Below are 16,869 nucleotides of genomic sequence, written 5' to 3'. Positions count from 1 at the left end.
CCCCTCAGCCGCCGGCGGCGGTGGAGAGCGTGTTGACGGAACCCAGCGTGCCGGTCAGGGCGGAAATGGCCTTGTTCCACTGGGTGAACGGCGCTTCGGTCACATAAAGCGTATCGCCGTCCCGGACAGAGAAGTCGCGTGCATGGAACATGCCGTTGGGCTGCGTCAGGTCGAGCACATAGACCATGCGCTGTGCACCTACGAGGTCGGCGCGGCCCAGTACCTGATTGGCAATCTCTGCCGGTTCGTTACGCAGGACAAATACGCCGGTCGGATCGGCGGCATTCGACAGCAGGCCGCCGACCTGGGCGATGGCTTCCAGCCCCGACAGCGTCTGCGTCTCGAAGGTGACAAGGCTCTGCGCGCCGGTGGCGCCAAGCGCGGTGAATTTGCGGTCATCGGCCTCGACCAGCACCTTGTCGCCCGCGCGCAGCGCAATGTCGAGCTCAGGGTTCTTGTAGAGGTCCTGAAGCCAGATCGTGCCGGTGCTGCCACCGCGAATGACTGAAATCCGCGCGACCTCGGGGTTGATCGTCACGCCGCCGGCCCGGGCGATCATTGCCGCCAGCGTCCGGGTGGGGCGTTCAATCGCGTAAACGCCCTGTCCGCCAATCGCACCGACCAAAGACACGGTCGACCCATCGCCCGCGATCCGCCGCACCTGCACCTGCGGGTCCGGGGTCTGATCTTCCAGCTGACGGGTGATCACACCGCGCACCGCTTCGGGCGTGTTTCCGGCGGCCTTGATCCGCCCCGCATAGGGCACAAAGATAAAGCCGCTGCCGTCCACCTGCACCTCTTCCAGCAGCGTGGCATTGGCGCCTTCGGAGGCCAGAAGCCCGTCATCAACGTTTTCCCAGATCGTCAGACCCAGCGTATCGCCCGGCCGGATCACATCGGAGCCGAGCGTCCCGGCATTCACGAAGCTCTGCGAAAAACCCAGGGCGGGGATCACGGCGGTTGCCCGCGTCACGCGGTCGTTGACCGATACCACAAAGGCATCGCCTTCGCGCTGCACCGATCCGGCAAAAATTTCGCGTTTGTTCGGGCCCACGCGGGGCAGCACGCTGCACGACGCGACCACGGACACGGCTGCCAACAGGGCCACGGGCCTTGCCCAACGGGACATGGGGGATTTCACTGCTCGGTCTCCTCGACCTGATTTCTGCCTCGGTCTTTTTTTGTCAAACTAGCGGATTCAAGGGGATAACGCTAGTCCTTAGCGTAAGCATGCCTCAGTGAACGACCCGCAACTGTTGCCGTGGTGTCGCGGTGCCGGATTTCAACGCATCATAGGGGTCTTCGGGCGCCAGCATCATGTCGACCACGGTGCGCAGCAGCTGGCGCCGCGCGCGGGCAGAATAAAATCCCCCCGCAACCTGGCTGGTTTCCAGAAGAAACCGGCGATAATCCTGATAGGCCTTACGATCCGGACGCGCCGGCCGGGCAAAGAATTCCGGCAGCGGCTGGGTGGAGACGAACTCCGGTTTGGCATAGACCGCCTGCCCGAAGGTCTTGAGCGGAATTCCGCGGAAAAGCACCTGCTGTGCGGCGGTGGAATTCACCGTCACCGCCGTGCGCGTATCGGCCAGCAGCTGTGCCAGCTTGCCGCCGCGCACGTAATGCACCCGGTGTTTCACCCCGCATTCAGCGGCGATGCGGCGGATCTCCCGGCGGACGGGCACGCGGCCATCCTCCAGCGGATGCGCCTTGAAGACGAGGTGATGGTGCTGCGGCGCGCCCTCGGCAAAGCCCTTGATCACGACTTCCAGGAAATCGGACATGGTGTCGAAGGGCGAATGCGCCTGGAACGACGCGTCATGTTCCAGCTGCAAAAGCGCCAGATGATAGGGAAAGCCGCCATGCCGGATCCGCATCGTGGCGAGCCACCGTTCCGCCGCCTGCGCGGGCATCAGGAGCAGCCGCCGCAGGTAAAGCTGGAATTCCTTGGCCACCGACAGCGAGCGGTGCGGCTCAAAACTCCGGTAATCGCCGTTCCGGAACATCACGAACCAGTGGTAGAGCGCGCCGTAGAACACATGGTGCCGCGTGTCGCCCCATTTCGCCGGGGGCAGGGCGGTGTCCATATCCGACTGCTCCAGCATTTTACGCATCTCGTCGACGGTCATGGTCATCAGCCGGGAATGCCCGTTCGACCCGCCGCGTTCGTAGCTGACCCAGTAGGGCCGCATATAGCCTTCCTCGAAGACATGTACGGTCAGGCCCATCTGCTTGGCGCGCTTCACCGCCTCCGCGTGGATCGGGCGCACGTCGCCATAAAGCACGATGTCGGTCACACCCTTTTCGCGCACTAGATCGAGGAAGTGATCGGGCCATTCCGCCACGGTCTTGCGATAGGGCAGGTAGCTTTGCGGATGGAACCAGAAGGCCCGGTCGCCGGCATTGAACCCCACGCGCCAGACCTCTGCCCCCGCCAGCCGCAGCATCTTGCCCAGCCGATGGAAGAAGGGGCCATGGGGCCCCTGGAGGAATAGGAATACGCGCTGTGGTCCGGTGTCTGCCTGCATGACCCTCTGCCCCAAAGGTTCTGGACCTTGTGGATAATCTTTTAAGGCGGCAAAAATATGGCGTGGTCAAGGGATTGCACCCGGGCGCGCGGAGTAATAGCTCTGATCCAAGGCCCTTTGGCGCAGGAGCACCCCATGTTCACAGGCATTGTCACCGATATCGGCATCGTCCGGCAGGTCACCCAGCGGGGCGATCTGAAGGCGCGGATCGGCACCGGCTATGTCACGGACGGGATCGACCTCGGCGCCTCCATCGCCTGCGATGGCGTCTGTCTGACGGTGATTGAAACGGGGGCGGACTGGTTCGACGTCGAAATCAGCGCGGAGACAGTGTCCAAGACCAATATCTCTTCCCACGCCTGGACCGAAGGGCGGCGGCTGAACCTCGAACGTGCGCTGAAGGTCGGCGACGAGCTGGGCGGCCATATCGTGTCGGGCCACGTCGACGGCGTGGCAGAGGTCGTGTCGATGACCGATGAGGGCGACAGCACCCGCGTCCTCTTCCGCGCGCCGGATGCGCTGGCGAAATTCATCGCGCCCAAGGGGTCCATCGCCCTGAACGGCACCTCGCTCACGGTGAATGAGGTCGATGGCGCCCAGTTCGGCGTCAACCTCATCCCCCATACCAAGACCGTCACCACCTGGGGCGATGTCGTCAGTGGCGACCGGATCAATCTGGAGATCGACACGCTCGCCCGTTACGTCGCCCGGCTGCAGGACTGGCAGGGATGAGCGACACCGCCCATGGCATCGGTCACAACAACGGGCCTGCCATGGATGCGGGCCGGTCCTTCCGGGTCTATCGCTGGGCCAAGGCCAAGGCCAACCGCCCCTCTGCCAGCGTCACCCCGCATGTGATCCGCCGCCGGGTGACCCGGGCAAAGGAACTGGGGCTGAGCTATGCCGCCTATGCCTCTCTTCTGGAAACGGCGGGACGCGATGTGGGGGGGTTCCTGATGTCGGCCAATGCCCTGCAGCTGCGCCCGAACCGGCCGGAGCCGCCGGAGAGGATCCTCGACCACCTCGCCGGTCTGCGGAATGTCGAGCGTATCGCCCTGATCCCGCGCGGCTGGCCGCTGCCGGAGGCCGATGTCTTTGACGCGATCTATCAGGCACCGACCCCGATGGCGGCGTTCCCCCGCATCCGCATGGCGATAGCCCAGGCACAGGACCGCCGCCCTGCCGCCAGCCTCGTCGTGATCGGCATGGGGCTGGAACGCGAATGGGTCAGCGCCGGGCGCCTTGGCGGGTTCCTTGAGGCCTCGGAGGTCTTTCCGGCGGCGTGAATGCCACCGGACGAGACGTGCCGGTAATTCGTCTTGCGACAAGCCGGGTGCCGGGCCCGCAGCGCCGCACCATGCAGAAACGCCCGGCAGGACCGGGCGTTCATTTGGGTCATGGATCCCGATCGGATCAGTCCACGCGGCTCTCCGAGATTGTCGGATAGGCGAGGTTCTTGAAAACTGCCCGCACCGGCGTACTGTTCGTTGGCGCCTGGATCATCAGCAGGAAAATCACGTCCTCCACCGGGTCGGTGAAATACGCGGTCCCGGCCGCGCCGCCCCAGTAGAATTCACCCGCACTTCCGAAAATCGGCGCATTGCCCGTCTCCAGCCGCACGCCGTATCCCAGCCCGAAGCCATAGCCGGGGCCTGGCAGGTAGTATTTGCCCGGCATGATGCCCTGCATGTGGTTGGCTGTCATCAGCTGCACCGTTTTGGGAGACAGGATCCGGGAGCCGTTCAGCTCTCCGCCGTTCAGCATCATCTGCGCGAAGAGCGCATAGTCGTTTATGGTCGAGACCAGCCCGCCGCCTCCGCTTTCCGATGGCATCCGCTGACGGGGGTCAAACATGTCGAATGGCCCGATCTTGGCCGTTTCGGGAAAGGCCTCTGCGATCCGGGCGTGCTTGGCAGGGTCGTCCACGTAGAAATCCGTATCCTCCATGCCGAGAGGATCGAATATGCGGGCCTTGAGAACTGCGCCCAACGACTGCCCCGTTACGGCCTCGATCACCCCGCCCAGCACATCGGTCGAGCGTGAGTATTCCCAGGTCGTGCCCGGATCATGTTCCAGCGGCAACGTGGCGATCAGCTTGGCCTGTTCCAGCCCGGTCAGCTCCGGATTGGCGACGCCGGCCTCATTATAAGCATCCCGCGCCGGTCCGACGCCGAAGAAGCCGTAAGTGAGGCCGGACGTGTGGCGCAGCAGGTCCTGAATCGTGATGCGCCCCTTGGCCGGGCGCGTTTCCGGTTTGCCCTCGGCATCGGTTTTGCCCGTCATCACGACCATGTCCTTGAATTCGGGAATATAGGTCGACAGCGGCGCATTCAGGGCGATCCTGCCCTCTTCGACCAGCGACATGATCGCCGCACTGACGATAGGCTTTGTCATCGAATAGATGCGGAAGATCGCGTCTTCGGTCATGGGCGCGCCATCCGGCGTCAGGGTCCCCATCGTCGCAGTATGGGCGATCTGCCCGTCGCGGATCGCCATCACCACGGCGCCGGGCATCATATTGCGATCGATCAGCGCCATGATCCCGTCATCGAGCTTTTGCAGTCGCGCCGGATCGAAGCCTAGCGCGTCCGGATCCCCCTTTGGCAGCGTGTCGGCCGCGAGCGGCAGGGCCAGCGACAGGCCAAGCACGACGGTGCCGGCCCAGAGGCCGGGTTTCCAATAAGTCATGAATTTTCCTCCCTGTGCCGCTCCTCCAGCGGCGACGTCTCAACCCTAGCGGGCGCCATGCCCGCACAGCAACGCCCAGCCTTGCACGAACAGCATTGCACGTCCCCCCTGCGCCAGCGCAGACCCGCGCCGCCGCGTTTCGCTGGTCATTCGCGCCCACAGGTATTATCTGCCAACCCAAGGGAGACGACGGAGACGCCCATGTCCGACAGCATGACCTATGAAGACGCCGGCCCGGTCGAAAAGACCTGGTCCGATGCGATCAGTTCCATCGAAGAGATCATCGAGGATGCCCGCAACGGCCGGATGTTCATCCTCGTCGATCACGAGGACCGCGAGAATGAGGGCGATCTGGTGATCCCCGCCCAGATGGCCACGCCCGAGGCGATCAACTTCATGGCCACCCACGGGCGCGGCCTGATCTGCCTGTCGATGACCGGCAACCGGGTCGACCAGCTGGGCCTGCCGCTGATGGCGTCGCAGAACTCCTCCCGCCATGAGACAGCCTTTACCGTGTCGATCGAGGCGCGGGAGGGCGTGTCGACCGGCATCTCCGCCCATGACCGCGCCCGCACCGTGGCCGTGGCGATCGACGCGGGCAAGGGCCCGCAGGATATCGCCACCCCCGGCCATGTTTTCCCGCTGCGCGCCAAGGATGGCGGCGTTCTTGTCCGCGCGGGCCATACCGAGGCGGCGGTGGATATCTCCCGCCTCGCCGGGCTCAACCCTTCCGGCGTGATCTGCGAGATCATGAACGAGGACGGCACCATGTCCCGCCTGCCGGAGCTGATTGCCTTCGCGCAGAAACATAACCTCAAGGTCGGCACGATCTCCGACCTGATCTCCTACCGCCGCCGCCACGACAACCTCGTGCGGATCGCCTCTGAAAAGACGGTGGAGACGGAGTTTGGCGGCAACTGGCAGATGCGCATCTATACGGACGAGACGCAGGGTGCCGAACATATCGTGCTGATCAAGGGCGATGTTGCGGGCGATGACCCGGTGCTGGTGCGGATGCATGCCATGGATCCGATGAAGGATGTCGTGGGCATCGGTGGCGAAGCCCGCGCCGACCTGTTCCGTGACGCCATGCGCACGGTGGCCGAGGAGGGGCGCGGTGTGGTCGTGCTGCTGCGGGATCTCACGATGAAAATCGCCGAAGGGGCAGAGGTGTCGCCGCAGACGCTGCGCCAGTACGGTCTGGGCGCGCAGATCCTGTCGTCCCTCGGCATTCACAAGCTGGAACTGCTCACGAACTCTCCCCAGCCCAGTGTCATCGGCCTCGATGCCTACGGGCTGGAGATCACCGGCACCCGCAAGATCAAAGGAGCCTGAGCCATGGCTGGCACCGAAACCCATTACATCCTGCCGCGCGGCAGCTTCGACAAGCCCGCCAAGGTGCTGATTGTCGTGGCACCCTATTACAAGGATATCGCCGACGATCTGATCGCCGGTGCCAAGGCGGAGATCGAGGCCTGGGGCGCGGACTGGGACCTGATCGAGGTGCCCGGCGCGCTGGAGATCCCCACCGCCATCGGCATTTCCAACCGGCTGTCGAACTTCGACGCCTTTGTCGCGCTTGGCTGCATCATCCGGGGCGAGACGACGCATTACGACACGGTCTGCAATGACAGCTCCCGCGGCCTGACGCTGCTGGGTCTTCAGGGGCTCTGCATCGGCAATGGCATCCTGACGGTCGAGAACCGGCAGCAGGCCGTGGTCCGCGCGGCGGTGGACGATCAGAACAAGGGCGGTGGCGCAGCGGCTGCGGCCTTGCATCTGCTGGCGCTTTCGCGCAAATGGGGCGCTCCGCGCAAGGCCGTGGGCTTCCGGCCTGCGAGCGACGAATACCAGATCGCGGATAACACCACCGCCTGAGGTTCCGATGACCGACGACCTGCCGACCCCGTCCGCGCCACTGCCCCTGTCGGGCAACCAGAAGCGCAAGATGAAAAGCGCCTCCCGGCTTTATGCCGTGCAGGCGCTGTTTCAGATGGAGGCGGCGGGCCAGACCGTCGACCGGGTCATCAACGAGTTTGAGGATTTCCGCTTTGGCGCCTCCTACGAGGGCGACGAGATGCAGGAGGGCGATCCGGACCTCTTCCGTCACCTGATGCGGGATGCGGTGAATTACCAGGCGAAGATCGACCAGATGACGGACCGGGCGCTGGTCGCCAAATGGCCCATCGCGCGGATCGACCCGACGCTGCGGGCCTTGTTCCGGGCCGCGGGGGCGGAGCTGGTGCAGTCCGACACGCCGCCCAAGGTGGTCATCAAGGAATTTGTCGAGGTTGCGGCGGCCTTCTTCCCGGACGGCAAGGAGCCGAAATTCGTCAATGCCGTGCTCGATCACATGGCGCGGGAGGCGCGGCCGGAGGCGTTCTGAGCCCTGGCTGGCCGGGGAAGGGGGCGTTGCCCCCTACCGACATATGCAGGCATATGTCGGCCACCCCCAGGATATTTTTAGCAAGAAAAAGACCGGGAGGGCGCTGGACCGGGGCGCGGCTTTGGGCATGATGGGCGCATGATCCGGAAAGTGCTTCTTGTCGATGATGATGCGGCTGTGCGCGAGGCGCTGGCCCAGACGCTGGATCTGGCCGATCTGGTGGCGGTGACCTGCGGATCGTTTATCGAGGCCAAGGATCACATCGCGCCGGATTTCGCGGGTGTTGTCCTGTCGGATATCCGCATGCCGGGGCGCGACGGGTTCTTCCTGCTGGATCACGCGCATAAGGTCGATCCCGACCTGCCGGTCATCCTGCTGACGGGCGAGGGTGATATTCCCATGGCCGTGGCGGCGATGGATCGCGGTGCCTTTGGGTTCCTGGAAAAACCCTGTGCCAGCAAGGACATGCTGGCCGTTCTTGAGCGGGCGCTGCACACCCGTCAACTGATCCTTGAGAATCGTGACCTGAAAGCGCAGCTGGAGGCGGGCGATCCGGCGGCGCGGCTGATCTTTGGCTCCTCCGTCATCAGCCACGGCTTGCGCGACCGCGTCAGGCAGGTGGCGCGCACAACGGTCGAGGTTCTGGTGACCGGGGCGCCCGGGACCGGCATTTCCAAAGTGTCGGAGGTGATCCACCTGTCGTCCGCCCAGTCCCGCAAGCCGTTTGTGAAACGTGCCGCCGTCGGGCTGAGCCCGGACGCCCTGCGGCTGGCGGCCGAGGAGGCGGCGGGCGGGACGCTCTACCTCGATGAGGTGGCAGCGCTGCCGCAGGAGGCGCAGTTTGCCCTGTCCGAAATGATGGAGCAGGGGCTGGAGGCAAGGCTGGTCGCTGGCAGCAGCGCCGATCTGCAGCAGGCGGCAGACAGCGGCGCCTTCCTTCCGGAGCTGTTCTATCGGCTCGACGTCATGCGCGTGCGTATCCCCTCGATCGCCGAAAGGCCGGAAGATATTCCGGTCATGTTCCGGCAATATGTTGAACAGGCGGCGGAGCAGTCGGGCCTGCAGGCGCCCGAGGTCACCGCAGAAGTCATCGCCGGGCTTATGTCGCGCGACTGGCCCGGCAATGCCCGGGCGCTGATGTCGGAGGCCATGCGCTTTGTTCTGGGCATGGGCGAGGCTGCGCCCGATCAGCCGGAGGGTGATCTGGGACTGGCGGAGCAGATGGCGCAGGTGGAGCGGTCGCTTCTGGCCGCCGCGCTGCGCCGGCATGGGGGGCAGGCCACGGCTGCGGCGCGGGCGCTGAAGTTGCCGCGAAAGACCTTCTACGACAAGCTTGCCCGCTTTGGGTTGAGACCCGAAGATTTTCGCCGCGCCTGATCTGTGCGGTTTTCCGCACGTATCGGGGTGGGCCTTGTGTGGTTCATCGCACATCTCTGTCGCCGCGGCGCAGAATAGAGCGACGCAGAAGTTTTTCAAGATATTGATTTAATGTGGAATAATTTGATTTCATGTCATGGCTGCACATTTTCTTGAGCGCTTTCTCGCCGACACGCAAATCTGCACCCGGAGACGCCGCTGAGGCGAATCGAAACGGAACCGGGAGGAGATCCGACATGAAATTCCTGACAACTGCCGCCACGGCCATGGCCCTGGCCGTCACCGCAAATGCAGCTTTCGCAGCCTGCGACGATGGCGAGATCGTCATCAAGTTTGCTCATGTGACCAATACCGACAAGCATCCCAAGGGGATCGCGGCCTCGCTGCTGGAACAGCGCGTCAACGAAGAAATGAACGGCACCGCCTGCATGGAGGTCTATCCGAACTCCACGCTCTATGATGACGACAAGGTTCTGGAAGCCATGCTGCAGGGCGATGTCCAGCTGGCCGCGCCGTCCCTGTCCAAATTCGAGACCTTCACCAAGCAGTTCCGCCTGTTCGACCTGCCCTTCATGTTCAAGAACATCGACGCGGTTGATGCCTTCCAGGCGTCCGAGACCGGTCAGGCCATGATGGACAGCATGCAGAAGCGCGGCCTGCAGGGTCTGGGCTTCTGGCACAATGGCATGAAGCAGTTCTCTGCCAACAAACCGCTGGTCGAACCGACCGACGCCAAGGGCCTGAAATTCCGCGTGCAGCCCTCTGACGTGCTGGTTGCGCAGATGGAAGCGCTGGACGCCTCGCCGCAGAAAATGGCCTTCTCCGAAGTCTATGGCGCGCTGCAGCAGGGCGTTGTGGACGGTCAGGAAAACACCTGGTCCAACATCTACGGCCAGAAGTTCTTCGAAGTGCAGGACGGCACGACGGAAACCAACCATGGCGTGCTCGACTACCTCGTCGTCGCCTCCGTCGACTGGCTGGACAGCCTTGACGAAGCCACCCGTGAGCAGTTCACCACCATCCTGACCGAAGTGACCGCAGAGCGGAACGCGGCCGTGGGGCAGGTGGATGCCGAGGCCCGTCAGGCGATCCTCGATGCCGGCGGCGAAATCCGCGAGCTGACGGCAGAGCAGCGCCAGGACTGGGTCGATGTCATGAAGCCGGTCTGGGACAAGTTCCTAGAGGACGTCGGTCAGGACAATATCGACGCGGCCCAGGCGTTCAACGCCAAGATGTAATCGTCCCGCAGGGATGATTGAGGGGCGCGGTGACCCAGCCGCGCCCCTGTTTGCACCCGGTTCAGAGAAACCGGAACAAGGGGAACACCATGCAGACCGAAACCGGCTCGAATGTCATCGATCGGATCGAGGAAACCGTCATCGCGGTGATCCTCGGCCTGATGACGATGATCACATTTGCAAACGTTGTCGCGCGATATGTCTTCAACGCCAATATCCTCTGGGCGCTGGAGATCACCGTCTTCATGTTTGCCTGGCTGGCGCTTCTGGGCGCCTGCTATGCGGTGAAGAAGGGCGCGCATCTGGGGGTGGACGCCATCATCGGCATCCTGCCGCCCGTCGCCCGCCGGATCGTTGGGCTGTTTGCCGTGGCGGTCTGCATCGCCTTCTCCTTCCTGCTGCTGAAGGGCGCCTGGGATTACTGGGCCAATTTCGCCAACCTGCCGCAGACAGAGGGCCGCTGGTTCCCGCTGGGCTTTGAAGAAAAGTTCCGCCCCAAGGCCTGGTACGAGGTCAATGACATCCCCATGCCGCAATGGCTGCGCTGGATCGAGCCGCTGATGAACGACGGCGATTCCTATGAGAAGATGCCGCGCTTCATCCCCTATGCGATCCTGCCCTTCACAATGGCGCTGATGCTCTATCGCTTTGTCGTGGCTGGCATCGAGATCTGGCGCGGCGAGAGCGACCGCATCGTGGCCTCCCATGAGGTCGAAGACGAGCTTGAAGAAATCCGCCATCAGCGCGGTGAGGTGTAAGCCATGGATGTCGTACTTCTTTTTGTCATGGTTGTCGGCCTGATGCTGGTCGGCGTGCCGATCGCCGTCTCTTTGGGCATGTCTTCTGTGCTGTTCCTGCTGTGGTTTTCGGATACCTCGCTGGCCTCCATCGCGCAGACACTGATGCAGGCCTTTGTTGGCCACTACACGCTGCTGGCGATCCCGTTCTTCATCCTTGCGTCGTCCTTCATGTCGACGGGGGGCGTGGCGAAACGGATCATCCGCTTCTCCATCGCCTGTGTGGGGCACCTGCGCGGCGGCCTTGCCATCGCGGGCGTCTTCGCCTGCATGATCTTCGCCGCACTCTCGGGCTCGTCGCCCGCCACCGTGGTCGCCATCGGCTCCATCGTGATCGGCGCGATGACGCAGGCCGGCTACACCAAGGACTTCGCAGCGGGCGTGATCTGTAACGCGGGGACGCTGGGCATCCTGATCCCGCCATCGATCGTGATGGTGGTCTATGCGACGGCCACGGATGTCTCCGTGGGCCGGATGTTCCTGGCGGGCGTCTTCCCCGGCCTGCTGGCGGGCGGCATGCTGATGGCGGCCATCTATATCATGGCCCGTATCCGCAATATGCCCGCGGGTGAGTGGAAAGGGTTCGGTGAGATCTGGCTGTCGTTCAAGGATGCATTCTGGGGTCTGATGCTGATCGTCATCATCATGGTCGGAATCTACGGAATCCCCGGCATCACCGGCGCGATCTTCACGCCGACCGAAGCGGCCGCCGTCGCCTCGGTCTATGCCTTCATCGCAGCGGTCTTCATCTACCGCGACATGGGTCCGCTGGCGACGGAGGGCGATGCGCCCAACCTGCCGCTTTATAAAAAGCCCTATGCACTAGTGACCGCCTGGGTCCACCGCGACACGCAGAAGACGCTCTTCGAGGCGGGCAAGCTGACGGTCACCCTGATGTTCGTCATCGCCAATGCGCTGATCCTGAAACATGTGCTGACGGATGAGCAGGTGCCGCAGACCGTGGCCAATGCCATGCTGAACGCGGGGTTCGGGCCGGTGATGTTCCTGGTGGTGGTGAACATCATCCTGCTGATCGGCGGCCAGTTCATGGAGCCTTCGGGCCTGCTGGTCATCGTGGCACCGCTGGTGTTCCCGATCGCGCTGGAGCTGGGCATCGACCCGATCCATCTGGGTATCATCATGGTGGTGAACATGGAGATCGGCATGATCACCCCGCCGGTTGGCCTGAACCTCTTCGTGACCTCGGGCGTCGCGGGCATGCCGATGATGCGGGTGGTGAAGGCGGCGGCCCCCTTCCTGCTGGTGCTCTTCGTCTTCCTGATCATCGTGACCTATGTGCCGGTGATCTCCACCTGGCTGCCGACGACGGTCATGGGGCCGGAACTCATCACAAAGTGACGGGCGTGATCCAAATGCGCGCTGCCGCGCAGTCCCGGTTCTGACATAGGAGACGCGACGCCCCAATCCGGGCGTCGCGTTTGTTTTGAACGGGTTATGTGAGTATTTTTGGAAAGATGAAGATCAGGCCGCTTCAAGGGCCTTGATGATCGGGGAGAAGTCGGAGGCCGAGAGGGAGGCGCCGCCGACCAGCGCGCCGTCGACATTGGAGATGGCGAAGATCTCGGCGGCATTGCCCGCCTTGACCGAGCCACCGTAGAGCAGGCGGACGGAGCGGCCGACGCCCGGGCCGAAACGCTGTTCGAGCCGGTCGCGCATGAAATCATGAACCTCGCCGATCTGGTCGGCAGTCGGGGTCAGGCCGGAACCGATAGCCCAGATCGGTTCATAGGCGATGACGAGGTTCTCTCCGGTGGAGCTGTCGGGCACCGACAGCGAGAGCTGCGCCCCGATGATGTCGAGCGTATTGGTCGCCTTGCGCTGGATCAGGCTTTCGCCCAGGCAGATCACCGTCATCAGCCCGGCCTTCTGGGCGGTGCGGGCCTTGTCGCGCACCTCTTCTGAGGTCTCGTGATGGGCCGCACGACGCTCCGAATGGCCAAGGATCACCGCCGTCGCGCCAGCGTCGCGCAGCATGGAGGCGGATATATCGCCGGTATGCGCGCCTTCTTCGTTCGAATGGCAGTCCTGTCCGCCGATCCGTACGGGGCTGTTGCCAAGCGCCTGAACGGCGGTGGAGATCAGCGTGGCGGGCGGGCAGATCAGCAGATCGACCCCGGGGGTGGAATGGTCCTGCGACAGGGCCTGCAATTCCTCCAGCGCGGCCTTGGTGCCGTTCATCTTCCAGTTTCCGGCCGCAAGTTTCCGCCGCATGAATATCTCCCTGTGTTCCGCTTTGGGTGCATCATCAGGGAATGCCGGGGCAGGTCAAGGCGTTGCTGCGTCGATCCACGGCAGGTCCACAGGTGAGGTCAGGAAAGAGGCTGATAGCTCTCAGCCACCCCGCCCCCTTTTTCTTGCTGAAAATATCCCGGGAGGTGCGGAGGGCAGCGCCCTCCGCTGCCTCAGCCAGCCTGACGCGCCTTCCGGGCCGCCTTGCGCGCCTTTTCAGCCCGCTTCTTCTCTGCCGCCGCGCGGGCCGGTCCGAGTGACAGGCGGGCCCAGATCACGGCGTCCTCGGGGTCGTCCATGGCGCTGTCGGGCAGCGACATCAGCGACGTCACCTGTTTGCGGTCACCGCCGCGTGTATACCAGAAGGGCTCCGACCCGGCCGCTTCGAACTGCCCCTGAACCTGCGGATCGGTCTTCATGTAGATCACGTCGGAGGAGGAGATCATGGCGAACATCACGTCTTCCTCGACGTACAGCGCCACGCCGGAGAACATCCGACCCGTTCCAATCCGTCCCAGGTCACGGAAGAGGTCGAGCGCATGCTCCAGCACCTCTTCCGAAACAGCCATCAGTTTTCGGCGAACTTGATCGACTCGCCGCAGCCGCAGGCTTCGACGACATTCGGGTTGTTGAACCGGAACCCCGATTCGAGCAGCGAGGTCTCGTAATCGATCTCGGTCCCGAAGAGGAACATCTGTGCCATGGGCGCAATCAGTATGCGCGCGCCGCCCTCTTCAACGACTTCATCGTTCGGATCGACCGCATCGACGTAATCCATGGTATATTCCATGCCTGCGCAGCCGCCCTTCTTGACGCCGATACGCAGGCCTTCATGGCCCTCACGCTGCATCAGCTTGAGGATCTGTGCCGCGGCACGCGGGGTCATGGATACGGCTTGTTTGCCGGGAATACCGAACATGAACTGTCTCCTTGCGCATAAAGGTAGTCATTCGCCAGCAGGTTGCCAAGAGGCGGAGCGCCGACAGAGAGCCTGAGCCCACCATGTCCGGAGCAGCTATGGCCGGCGGACACCTGTTGGCATGCAACCCCGGTTTGCCTTGTCCGCCTTACATGAACCCCAGTTCGAGGCGCGCTTCATCAGACATCATGTCCATGCCCCAGGGCGGCTCCCATGTCAGGGCGACATCGACCTGTTTGACGCCGTCCAGCGGCTCTACCGCATCGGCAACCCAGCCCGGCATGTCGCCTGCCACCGGGCAGCCCGGCGCGGTCAGTGTCATCACGATCTTCACCTCGTTCTCGGAAGATATCTCGATCGTATAGATCAGCCCGAGATCGTAGATATTGACCGGGATTTCCGGATCATAAACGGTGCGGCACGCGTCGGTCACCGCATCGTAAAGCGGGTGTCCGGTTGACGAAGGCGCAATCAGAGGCGTGCCTTCCGCTGGGTCCTGTATGTCGGTCATGTCGTCCTGCCTTGTTCCCGAGCGATTATATAGGAATTGTAGCGCCCGGGGTCCAGTGCCCGCTGTGTCCAGTGCCCGATGTGTGCGGGGCCGGGGATGCCTTGGCCGGGGCTGGACCGGGTCAGGGGCCTGATCTAGCCTGATCCTCCGCAGCTTGGCGCAACGCAGGAAAGGCGGCAGTGTGAAGGTACTGGGGATATCGGGTTCGGCCCGCGCGGCCTCTACGAATACGGCGCTCTTGCAGGCCCTGGCCCGGGCCGCCTCCGAAGATACCGGCATCTTGGCCAAGGTCGATGTCTGGGCCGGCGTCGCCGATCTGCCGGTGTTTTCGCCCGACCGCGAAGGCGATAAAACCCCGCCCGAGGTGCTGCACTTCGCAAACCGGATCGCCACGGCAGATGCGCTGGTTGTGGCCTGCCCGGAATATGTTCACGCCCTGCCAGGTGGTTTCAAGAATGCGATCGACTGGCTGGTCTCGCGTCAGGAAATCATCGGCAAACCGATTGCGTTGCTGCATGCCTCGCACCGGGGCGCGGATGTGCTGGCCGATCTCCGCCGGGTTCTGGCCACGGTCAGCGACGGGTTCCGGCCCGAAATCTTCCTGCAAATCCCCTGCGGGAAGATGTCCCCCGACGAGGTCAGGCAACACTGTGCCACCCCTGACCTGACGCGTCAGCTGACAGATTTTCTCACAACCCTTTCCAAGGAAATTGCCCTGTCTCGCCCCGATTGACCGCCGGTGCAGGCCAGGTGACCCGACCCGATCAGGGCGTTTTGCGGCGCCGGACAGGAACGGGACGGACCCGCGCCTCGATCTCGTCATAGAGCTTGCCGACCACATCCTTGCCCGACGCGGTCTCCACCCCTTCAAAGCCGGGCGAGGAGTTCACCTCCAGCACCTTTGGCCCTGTCTCCGATCTCAGAAGATCGACGCCGGCCATGTTCAGCCCGAAGGCGCGTGCCGCCCGGACGGCGGTATCGCGTTCCTCTTTCGTGATCCGTGCCGGCGTGGCCTTGCCGCCCAGATGCAGGTTGGATCGGAAATCATCCCCTGACGCCGTCCGCTTGATCGAGGCCACGACCTTGCCGCCGATGACGAGGCAGCGAATGTCCTCTCCGGCGGCCTCTTTCACGAAATGCTGAACCAGGAAATTGGCCCGCAGACCGCGAAAGGCGGAGATCACCGATTCCGCCGCCTTGCGCGTCTCGGCCAGAACCACACCCTTGCCTTGCGTCGATTCCAGCAGTTTCACGATGAGCGGCGCCGACCCGACAAGGCCGATCAGATTGCCCGTATCCTTGGGCGACGAGGCAAAGGCCGTTGCCGGCATCCCAATCTTGTTCCGGGCCAGCACCTGATGTGCATGCAGCTTGTCGCGCGACGCCGTAATCCCCGACGATCCGTTGACGCAGAAGGTGCCGATGGTTTCGAACTGACGGATGACGGCCGTGCCATAGGGGGTGATCGAGGCGCCGATGCGCGGGATCACCGCATCATAGCGGGGCAGGCGCTTGCCATCGTAATGGATTTCCGGCGCCAGCGCATTGATCGCCATATAGCAGCGGGCGGTGTCGATCACCTCCACCGCATGGCCACGCTGTTCGCCTTCGCTCACCAGACGGCGGGTGGAATAATTATCCTCCCGGCTGAGAACCGCGATGCGCAGCACCCGGTTGGGCGCCTGCGACCGCACCTTGGTCGAATGGTACACCTCATAGGAAAGCTGCGACTGACAGAACCGCTCGCCCGGGACAACCGTCACCCGGTCTCCCAGTGCCTGCCGCCCCAGCAGCATATGCGAATTCATGCCACGCCGGTCAGTCAGCGTCACTTCGATAGGCCAGCTCTGCCCGTCGATCTGCAGCGGGGTGGCGATGACATAACGCATCTCCGTCTCCCCGTTCGACGACGTCACCTCGCGCCGGTCGGTCACCGGGGCAGAGCAGGGGATCCACAGATCTTCCCGCCCCGGAATCGGCTGGACGGAAAACCGCACCATCGGCGCCGTGGCAGGGCCGAATGTCTCAATCTCCGTCGCATGCAGGGCAGATGTCTTGGCGCCGGTATCCACCTTGGCACGCAGGGCCGGCAGGCCCAGCTCCGGCAAGGCGACCCATTCCTCCCATCCAAGTCGGAGGTCAGGGGTCGCGGGGGAGGGGGGCATGTCTGTCATG

General features: G+C 63.6%; 19 protein-coding genes. 10 read left to right on the top strand and 9 right to left on the bottom strand.

The window, feature by feature from the left end; all coding sequences use genetic code 11:
• Positions 1-4: 4 nt before the first annotated feature.
• Both ACRARG_RS02435 and ACRARG_RS02430 read right to left on the bottom strand, forming a co-directional pair.
• Positions 5-1,129, bottom strand: coding sequence for a polysaccharide biosynthesis/export family protein (locus ACRARG_RS02435; protein ID WP_432688386.1), 1,125 nt, complete (start codon positions 1,127-1,129; stop codon positions 5-7).
• Between the two features lie 106 nt (positions 1,130-1,235).
• Positions 1,236-2,528 carry a capsule polysaccharide biogenesis protein gene (locus tag ACRARG_RS02430; protein WP_432688385.1) on the bottom strand — a complete coding sequence of 431 codons (1,293 nt, stop codon included), beginning with the start codon at positions 2,526-2,528 and terminating at the stop codon, positions 1,236-1,238.
• 135 nt (positions 2,529-2,663) lie between these two features.
• Here ACRARG_RS02430 and ACRARG_RS02425 point away from each other — a divergent pair, with 135 nt between their 5' ends.
• Positions 2,664-3,260, top strand: coding sequence for a riboflavin synthase (locus ACRARG_RS02425; RefSeq protein WP_432688384.1), 597 nt, complete (start codon positions 2,664-2,666; stop codon positions 3,258-3,260).
• Complete coding sequence (locus tag ACRARG_RS02420; protein ID WP_432688383.1) at positions 3,257-3,814, top strand: hypothetical protein; 558 nt, start codon at positions 3,257-3,259, stop codon at positions 3,812-3,814. Before ACRARG_RS02425 ends, ACRARG_RS02420 begins: the two co-directional genes overlap by 4 nt.
• A 127-nt stretch (positions 3,815-3,941) precedes the next feature.
• Here the strand turns inward: ACRARG_RS02420 and ACRARG_RS02415 are convergent, their stop codons facing one another.
• A complete protein-coding gene (locus ACRARG_RS02415; RefSeq protein ID WP_432688382.1) occupies positions 3,942-5,216 on the bottom strand; it encodes a serine hydrolase domain-containing protein in 1,275 nt (424 codons plus the stop codon).
• Between the two features lie 201 nt (positions 5,217-5,417).
• Here ACRARG_RS02415 and ribB point away from each other — a divergent pair, with 201 nt between their 5' ends.
• From ribB to ACRARG_RS02395, 4 genes are all read left to right on the top strand, one after another.
• The gene (gene ribB / locus ACRARG_RS02410) at positions 5,418-6,551 is read left to right on the top strand and encodes a 3,4-dihydroxy-2-butanone-4-phosphate synthase (RefSeq protein ID WP_432688381.1); all 1,134 of its coding nucleotides are present in this window, start codon (positions 5,418-5,420) and stop codon (positions 6,549-6,551) included.
• 3 nt (positions 6,552-6,554) lie between these two features.
• A complete protein-coding gene (locus tag ACRARG_RS02405; protein WP_432688380.1) occupies positions 6,555-7,094 on the top strand; it encodes a 6,7-dimethyl-8-ribityllumazine synthase in 540 nt (179 codons plus the stop codon).
• Between the two features lie 7 nt (positions 7,095-7,101).
• Positions 7,102-7,602, top strand: coding sequence for a transcription antitermination factor NusB (nusB, locus tag ACRARG_RS02400; RefSeq protein ID WP_432688379.1), 501 nt, complete (start codon positions 7,102-7,104; stop codon positions 7,600-7,602).
• Positions 7,603-7,740: 138 nt separating this feature from the next.
• A complete protein-coding gene (locus ACRARG_RS02395; RefSeq protein WP_432688378.1) occupies positions 7,741-8,979 on the top strand; it encodes a sigma-54-dependent transcriptional regulator in 1,239 nt (412 codons plus the stop codon).
• Between the two features lie 43 nt (positions 8,980-9,022).
• Here ACRARG_RS02395 and ACRARG_RS02390 read toward each other — a convergent pair whose 3' ends face one another.
• Positions 9,023-9,217, bottom strand: coding sequence for a hypothetical protein (locus tag ACRARG_RS02390; RefSeq protein ID WP_432688377.1), 195 nt, complete (start codon positions 9,215-9,217; stop codon positions 9,023-9,025).
• On the opposite strand from ACRARG_RS02390, the gene ACRARG_RS02385 reads away from it, so the two are divergent.
• The 3 genes from ACRARG_RS02385 to ACRARG_RS02375 all read left to right on the top strand — a co-directional run bounded on the left by ACRARG_RS02385 (position 9,216) and on the right by ACRARG_RS02375 (position 12,373).
• The gene (locus tag ACRARG_RS02385; RefSeq protein ID WP_432688376.1) at positions 9,216-10,217 is read left to right on the top strand and encodes a DctP family TRAP transporter solute-binding subunit; all 1,002 of its coding nucleotides are present in this window, start codon (positions 9,216-9,218) and stop codon (positions 10,215-10,217) included. The genes ACRARG_RS02390 and ACRARG_RS02385 overlap by 2 nt on opposite strands.
• Before the next feature lie 89 nt (positions 10,218-10,306).
• Positions 10,307-10,975: a TRAP transporter small permease gene (locus tag ACRARG_RS02380; RefSeq protein ID WP_432688375.1), complete on the top strand. Its 669-nt coding sequence runs from the start codon at positions 10,307-10,309 to the stop codon at positions 10,973-10,975.
• A gap of 3 nt (positions 10,976-10,978) precedes the next feature.
• Positions 10,979-12,373, top strand: a complete 1,395-nt coding sequence (locus ACRARG_RS02375; protein ID WP_432688374.1) for a TRAP transporter large permease — start codon at positions 10,979-10,981, stop codon at positions 12,371-12,373.
• 123 nt (positions 12,374-12,496) lie between these two features.
• Here ACRARG_RS02375 and tpiA read toward each other — a convergent pair whose 3' ends face one another.
• The 4 genes from tpiA to ACRARG_RS02355 all read right to left on the bottom strand — a co-directional run bounded on the left by tpiA (position 12,497) and on the right by ACRARG_RS02355 (position 14,694).
• Positions 12,497-13,246 carry a triose-phosphate isomerase gene (gene tpiA, locus ACRARG_RS02370; protein ID WP_432688373.1) on the bottom strand — a complete coding sequence of 250 codons (750 nt, stop codon included), beginning with the start codon at positions 13,244-13,246 and terminating at the stop codon, positions 12,497-12,499.
• Positions 13,247-13,437: 191 nt separating this feature from the next.
• A complete protein-coding gene (locus ACRARG_RS02365) occupies positions 13,438-13,833 on the bottom strand; it encodes a TfoX/Sxy family protein (RefSeq protein WP_432688372.1) in 396 nt (131 codons plus the stop codon).
• Positions 13,833-14,183: a HesB/IscA family protein gene (locus ACRARG_RS02360; RefSeq protein ID WP_432688371.1), complete on the bottom strand. Its 351-nt coding sequence runs from the start codon at positions 14,181-14,183 to the stop codon at positions 13,833-13,835. Before ACRARG_RS02360 ends, ACRARG_RS02365 begins: the two co-directional genes overlap by 1 nt.
• Positions 14,184-14,331: 148 nt before the next feature.
• A complete protein-coding gene (locus ACRARG_RS02355; protein WP_432688370.1) occupies positions 14,332-14,694 on the bottom strand; it encodes an SUF system Fe-S cluster assembly protein in 363 nt (120 codons plus the stop codon).
• Between the two features lie 181 nt (positions 14,695-14,875).
• Between ACRARG_RS02355 and ACRARG_RS02350 the strand changes: the two genes are divergently transcribed.
• Positions 14,876-15,427, top strand: coding sequence for an NADPH-dependent FMN reductase (locus tag ACRARG_RS02350; RefSeq protein ID WP_432688369.1), 552 nt, complete (start codon positions 14,876-14,878; stop codon positions 15,425-15,427).
• Between the two features lie 31 nt (positions 15,428-15,458).
• Here ACRARG_RS02350 and rimK read toward each other — a convergent pair whose 3' ends face one another.
• Positions 15,459-16,868, bottom strand: a complete 1,410-nt coding sequence (gene rimK / locus ACRARG_RS02345) for a 30S ribosomal protein S6--L-glutamate ligase (RefSeq protein WP_432688368.1) — start codon at positions 16,866-16,868, stop codon at positions 15,459-15,461.
• Between the last annotated feature and the right edge of the window lies 1 nt (position 16,869).

This window comes from Pseudooceanicola profundi (assembly GCF_050897955.1).
GTDB lineage: Bacteria > Pseudomonadota > Alphaproteobacteria > Rhodobacterales > Rhodobacteraceae > Pseudooceanicola.
Note: the sequence above shows the minus strand (reverse complement) of the source record. Positions and strands in the feature narration are given on the sequence as shown.

Coding starts and splice junctions, on each gene's coding strand:
- ACRARG_RS02405 (WP_432688380.1), top strand. CDS start 6,555: ATGGCTGGCACCGAAACCCATTACATCCTGCCGCGCGGCAGCTTCGAC.
- ACRARG_RS02375 (WP_432688374.1), top strand. CDS start 10,979: ATGGATGTCGTACTTCTTTTTGTCATGGTTGTCGGCCTGATGCTGGTC.
- ACRARG_RS02385 (WP_432688376.1), top strand. CDS start 9,216: ATGAAATTCCTGACAACTGCCGCCACGGCCATGGCCCTGGCCGTCACC.
- ACRARG_RS02380 (WP_432688375.1), top strand. CDS start 10,307: ATGCAGACCGAAACCGGCTCGAATGTCATCGATCGGATCGAGGAAACC.
- nusB (WP_432688379.1), top strand. CDS start 7,102: ATGACCGACGACCTGCCGACCCCGTCCGCGCCACTGCCCCTGTCGGGC.
- ACRARG_RS02430 (WP_432688385.1), bottom strand. CDS start 2,528: ATGCAGGCAGACACCGGACCACAGCGCGTATTCCTATTCCTCCAGGGG.
- ACRARG_RS02420 (WP_432688383.1), top strand. CDS start 3,257: ATGAGCGACACCGCCCATGGCATCGGTCACAACAACGGGCCTGCCATG.
- ACRARG_RS02390 (WP_432688377.1), bottom strand. CDS start 9,217: ATGTCGGATCTCCTCCCGGTTCCGTTTCGATTCGCCTCAGCGGCGTCT.
- ribB (WP_432688381.1), top strand. CDS start 5,418: ATGTCCGACAGCATGACCTATGAAGACGCCGGCCCGGTCGAAAAGACC.
- tpiA (WP_432688373.1), bottom strand. CDS start 13,246: ATGCGGCGGAAACTTGCGGCCGGAAACTGGAAGATGAACGGCACCAAG.
- ACRARG_RS02425 (WP_432688384.1), top strand. CDS start 2,664: ATGTTCACAGGCATTGTCACCGATATCGGCATCGTCCGGCAGGTCACC.
- rimK (WP_432688368.1), bottom strand. CDS start 16,868: ATGACAGACATGCCCCCCTCCCCCGCGACCCCTGACCTCCGACTTGGA.
- ACRARG_RS02435 (WP_432688386.1), bottom strand. CDS start 1,129: ATGTCCCGTTGGGCAAGGCCCGTGGCCCTGTTGGCAGCCGTGTCCGTG.
- ACRARG_RS02365 (WP_432688372.1), bottom strand. CDS start 13,833: ATGGCTGTTTCGGAAGAGGTGCTGGAGCATGCGCTCGACCTCTTCCGT.
- ACRARG_RS02395 (WP_432688378.1), top strand. CDS start 7,741: ATGATCCGGAAAGTGCTTCTTGTCGATGATGATGCGGCTGTGCGCGAG.
- ACRARG_RS02355 (WP_432688370.1), bottom strand. CDS start 14,694: ATGACCGACATACAGGACCCAGCGGAAGGCACGCCTCTGATTGCGCCT.
- ACRARG_RS02415 (WP_432688382.1), bottom strand. CDS start 5,216: ATGACTTATTGGAAACCCGGCCTCTGGGCCGGCACCGTCGTGCTTGGC.
- ACRARG_RS02360 (WP_432688371.1), bottom strand. CDS start 14,183: ATGTTCGGTATTCCCGGCAAACAAGCCGTATCCATGACCCCGCGTGCC.